This window comes from Candidatus Nanosyncoccus nanoralicus (assembly GCF_004138405.1).
Classification (GTDB): domain Bacteria; phylum Patescibacteriota; class Saccharimonadia; order Saccharimonadales; family Saccharimonadaceae; genus Nanosyncoccus; species Nanosyncoccus nanoralicus.
Genome location: NZ_PRLL01000027.1, coordinates 1 through 5031, shown reverse-complemented (window position 1 = coordinate 5031; position 5031 = coordinate 1). Strand labels below are relative to the sequence as shown.

General features: G+C 40.0%; 5 protein-coding genes. All 5 read right to left on the bottom strand.

Annotated features, from left to right (window positions below; translation table 11 throughout):
* Window positions 1-957 (bottom strand): type I glyceraldehyde-3-phosphate dehydrogenase (gap, locus tag G3KMM_RS02740; protein ID WP_129605271.1); only part of this gene is annotated, 957 nt, incomplete at its 3' end.
* 134 nt (window positions 958-1091) lie between these two features.
* Window positions 1092-1571 (bottom strand): 30S ribosomal protein S7, encoded by a 480-nt coding sequence (gene rpsG, locus G3KMM_RS02735; protein WP_129605269.1) that lies wholly within the window; start codon window positions 1569-1571, stop codon window positions 1092-1094.
* A gap of 2 nt (window positions 1572-1573) precedes the next feature.
* Window positions 1574-1987 (bottom strand): 30S ribosomal protein S12, encoded by a 414-nt coding sequence (gene rpsL, locus G3KMM_RS02730; protein ID WP_129605266.1) that lies wholly within the window; start codon window positions 1985-1987, stop codon window positions 1574-1576.
* A 212-nt stretch (window positions 1988-2199) separates the two neighbouring features.
* The gene (locus tag G3KMM_RS02725) at window positions 2200-4629 is read right to left on the bottom strand and encodes an ankyrin repeat domain-containing protein (RefSeq protein ID WP_129605265.1); all 2430 of its coding nucleotides are present in this window, start codon (window positions 4627-4629) and stop codon (window positions 2200-2202) included.
* A gap of 158 nt (window positions 4630-4787) precedes the next feature.
* Window positions 4788-5031, bottom strand: a 244-nt coding sequence (locus G3KMM_RS02850; RefSeq protein ID WP_164998495.1) for a hypothetical protein, incomplete at its 5' end; no start/stop codon positions are given.

Below are 5031 nucleotides of genomic sequence, written 5' to 3'. Positions count from 1 at the left end.
ATAGCCCCATTCATTATCATACCAAGCAACCACTTTTACTAAGTTTTTATCAACCACATTAATAAGCGGAAGATCAACAATACTGGAGTGAGAATTACCACGATAGTCGATTGAAACAAGAGGCTCTTCAGAGACACCAAGGATGCCTTCATAGAATGGTTCTTTGGCAGCATTTTTAAAGACTTCCTGAAGTTCTTCAATAGTAGTGTCTTTCTTTAAGACCGCCGTAATATCGGCAAGAGAGACAACTGGGGTCGGAACACGAATGGAAAGGCCGTCAAATTTCCCTTTGAGAGCAGGAATGGTGAGGGCTGCAGCCTTGGAAGCACCAGTTGAAGTAGGTACGATATTTTCGGCAGCTGCGCGAGCCTCGCGTAAATCCTTAGCAGGAGCATCCAAGATACGCTGAGAAGCAGTATAGGAATGCACGGTAGTCATAAGAGCTTTTTCGATACCAAAGTTATCTTCAAGTACCTTCATAACTGGAGCAATACAGTTGGTGGTACATGATGCGTTGGATAAAATCTTGTCATCTTCTGTTACAGTGTCTTCATTAACGCCAATGACGATGGTTTTGGCGCCTTCACCTTTGGCTGGAGCGGAAATGACCACCTTCTGAGCGCCAGCCTCAAGGTGGGCGGCAGCCTTAGCTGGATCTGTGAAAAAGCCTGTTGATTCAATCACAACATCAACACGATGATCTTTCCATGGAAGATTTTTTGGTTCTTTCTCTGCATAGACACGGATTTTTTCACCGTCAACAATAAGATTCTCTTCGTCAAATTTAACATCGCGATCATAAGTACCGTAACTTGAATCGTGTTTTAATAAATGAGCTAGCGTCTTGGTATCTGTTAGGTCATTGATAGCAACGACCTTGACGTCACGACGCTCAAAAGCAATCTTGAAGGCATTACGACCGATGCGACCGAAGCCGTTAATTGCAAGTTTTATCATTTTACCTCCTTATTTTAGATTATTATAGCATATCAGTTTAGGCTTAAGGGGATTTAGTATGAGAATAATCTATGTTGAATGAGAACTTTTCAATAAAAAACACCACCGAAGTGGTGTTTTTAGAAAACTCTTGATTAGCCACGAGCAAAGTGTGCGAAAGCACGGTTGGCTTCAGCCATGCGGTGTGTGTCTTCCTTCTTCTTGAAGGCAGCGCCGGTTGCATTGTAGGCATCGACGATTTCGGCTTCAAGACGACGTTCGTATGGCATACCCTTACGAGCACGAGCAGAGACAACGAGCCATGAAAAGGCAAAGTGCATCTGACGGTGGCCGGAAATTGGGAATGGAATTTGGTAGTTAGCACCACCAACACGGCGGGATTTAACTTCAAAATCTGGAGAAACATTGGCAATAGCTTTTTCAAGAACTTCTACTGGATTCTCTGAGCCAAGTTTCTTTGCTGCACCTTCGATGGCAGAGTAAACTGCGCGTTCGGCAACTTGCTTCTTACCATTAAGCATGGATTTATTGATCAAACGCTGAACAAGAATAGACTGGTAGCGACGATCTGGGTTGACTTTACGTTCAAGTGATTTAGTAGTTTTACGTGGCATAATTACTTACCCTCCTTCTTGGCGCCGTATTTTGAGCGACCCTGTTTGCGACCGTTAACACCCTGAAGATCGAGGGTACCACGGACGATGTGATAGCGGACACCTGGAAGATCAGGGACACGACCACCACGAACGAGAACAACGGCGTGCTCCTGTAGGTTGTGACCTTCACCACCGATATAGGCCCAAACTTCTTGACCGTTAGTAAGACGAACACGAGCTACTTTACGAAGAGCTGAGTTTGGTTTCTTTGGGGTCTTGGTGGTAACTTTGATACAAACACCACGTTTTAATGGAGCTGGCTGATCGTAGTAACGAGTCTTAAGAGTATTGACAATACTACCAAGAGCTGGTGACTTTGACTTTCTTGCAGCCACTTTACGTGGTTTCCTAATCAATTGATTGATTGTTGGCATTTTATCCTCTTATATTAAATCGATTTATAGTTTACCTTTTCGGTTTGAAGTCTCTCAACTTCGTAGCGTCCTCCTTTACAGCAATGGGATTCCGCTTGAAACTCTTATAATATTATACTACTTGCCTGGAATTTCGTCAATTTCTGGTTTTTTGTTAAGGATTTACATAATCTGCAGGATTATCAAATATGTCAAAAATGGAGTTTTAATTTTTACTTAATAATCATCGAGATTTGCGCCGTATTTTCGGAGGAGATGTTATCTTTAATGTGTCTTTTGTCTAGTCTTTTTATTACGTCATCAATATCTGCGCCATTCCTGAGGAGGGTATCTAGGTTATCTGCGATACGAAGAAAGTCTAAATCTGAGACTAATTTGTTGACATCAATTTCTGCACCGTGTTCAAGAAGATAATCTAGTCTTTTTTCGATATCTTCTGGATACATGTGATTTACGATATTATTAATATCTGCACCGTGTTTGAGGAGATAATCTGGATCATAGGCAATATCGTCTGAGTCCATGTGATTTACGATATTATTAATATCTGCACCATGTTCGAGGAGATAATCTAGGTTTTTTTCGACATCGTCTGAATTCATGCGATTTACGATATTATTAATATCTACACCATTTTTGAGGAGAGAATCCAGATTATAGGAGATATCGTCTGAATCCATGTTATCCAGGATGTTATTAATATCTGCACCATGTTCGAGGAGATAATCTAGATTATCGGAGGTATCGTCTGAATCTATGTTATTTTCGATATTATTAATATCTGCACCATGTTCGAGGAGATAGTCTAGGTTTGCTATGATATCATAAGACATCATATTATTTACAAGATTATTAACACTTGCACCGTGTTCGAGGAGATATTCTAGATTATAGGCGATATCGTCTGGGTATAGGCTTGAAACTAATTCATTAACATCAATATCTGCACCGTGTTCAATGAGTTTGTCTAGATTTTTGGCAATTTGAACGGAATCTAAGTCTGAAACCAATTCGTTAATATCAATATCTACACCGTGCCTTATAAGAGGGTCCAGGTTTTTAGCAATATCTTCAGGTTCTAAACTTGAAGCCAATTTATTAGCATCTACTCCTTTTTCTAAGGTGTATTCTATGCCATACTTTTCTTTTAACTCTGTTATTCTAGGATCTCTACTATTATAGGTGTCTAGAGTAGCAATTGGGCGATCTAGCTCATAGAGGAAGCTGAGTTCTTCTTTGGTTAAGTCTTCGCCATTTTGCATTTTATGATCTAGTTTGATGAGAGTTTGCTTATCCTCGAATTTCTGAAGAAACTCTTTGCCGCCTGGCAAAGACAAGACTTTTTCTTTTACGGTGGGGATCAAAGAATCTTCAATGGCCTGCCCCTCGTTTAATCCTGAAACTTCAGTAACCTTGCCATCCGGGTCAAGACGAATGGAGGCAACGCCATTAGTGGAATAGCCGTCTGGGGAATTTGGAGCTTTTAGTTTAAAGACAATGAACTTGGCTTTGGGATTACTTTCGTTATCTTCTTCTGGATTATTTTCATCTTCTTCTGGATTATTTTCATCTTCTCCCCAATTATTATTGTCCTCTTCTTCCTTCCAATCTTCTTCCTCATCTTCCCAGTCTTCATCATCATCTTCATCATCATCTTCCCAGTCTTCATCATCTTCCCAATCATTTTCATTGCCAGCATAATTACCATAAGAAAGATAGCTACGTGCAACGTTTGGGTCGGCAATGCACCAACCAGTCCCTTCGGCGGTTTTAGCGAGTTCATCTTCATCGCCAAGTTGGTATGTAAACCAATCGCCTTCGACATCCTCTGGGTTTTCTGGGGTTTTAATGATGGTCTTGGTGTCAAAGAGTTCTTTAGCGTAGAGTTTGGGGAAGTTACCAGATTTAACTAGAGATACTAGTTTTTCATCATCTGGATGTTGTGCTAACCAGTCTTCTTCATTTACAGCATAGAACTCGTTGATGTTGCGATAAACCTTAGCTAAGACTTCAGGATTAAGAGTTGGGAAACTTGCAACGGTAGTTTTATCGCGTTTCTCAAACTCTTTGGTTTCTTTATTGATAAGTCCCATTTTAGAAACACCATCGAAGGCATAGACTTTAAACCAAGTAGGATAAGGGCAGTCTTTATCACCTAAGTAGTTAGACCAGGTATTGATAGACTCACGCTGCTTTTCGATGAGATCTTCAGCGAGGATTTCCTTTTGATATTTACTTAATTCTCTACCTTGACCGTTGTCTCTTAGGATCTGTTCCTGTTGTTTCCAATAGGCGTCTGGGATGTCTTCATAGTCCATGACGAGATTTTCGGCAGAGGCCTCCCAGAGTTTTTGCTCAACTTTATCGCCATACTTCTCAACCATATTATTGAGGCGAGAGAGATAGGCGAAGTTTCTACGTTCATTATTTTTGCCTGGGAGTTTTTCTTTGTTTTGGCGAGCTTTGTTGAAAGAGGATTCGACGATGTCTTTATGCTTAGATTCAAAGTTAACAAGAGAGAGGACTTTGGAGCCGATTTCGTTTTGGAGGCGAGTGAGAGATTGTTTTTCTGATAGAATTTCGTTTTGCTGATCATCTACATTTGATGCAGAATTAAGTTGATTCGGTGATAGACTTGGCATGGAATCCCTCTTTAGAGCATGAATTATTTATATTGCGTATATGGTTATTGTAGCATGAAATAAAAAAATAGAGCGTTGCTCTATTTTTTAAATTGTGAGATTAACAAACATTTGAGAGATTCTTATATGTTTGTTTTGCTAACATTATCTTGTTAGATTTAACTATTTTTTGATGTTGCTTTGGAGCGTTTATTTTTAACAGAATCTACTGCTTTTTCACTTTCACCTTTGGAGGCTTCTGATTTTTTATAATCATTTTTAGTAGATTCGTCCAGAAACATACGGACAAGTGCCCAAACAATCATATTGGCAGATAGAGCTAAAAAGGATACAAATGGAATAATAAGAAGTGCGACGCCAAGAGACTGATTTAGTAAGGCAATGACGGCAGCGACCAAAAAG

Excerpts from the sequence above, each read along its gene's own strand:
- rpsG (WP_129605269.1), bottom strand. The coding sequence starts at position 1,571 with ATGCCACGTAAAACTACTAAATCACTTGAACGTAAAGTCAACCCAGAT.
- rpsL (WP_129605266.1), bottom strand. The coding sequence starts at position 1,987 with ATGCCAACAATCAATCAATTGATTAGGAAACCACGTAAAGTGGCTGCA.
- G3KMM_RS02725 (WP_129605265.1), bottom strand. The coding sequence starts at position 4,629 with ATGCCAAGTCTATCACCGAATCAACTTAATTCTGCATCAAATGTAGAT.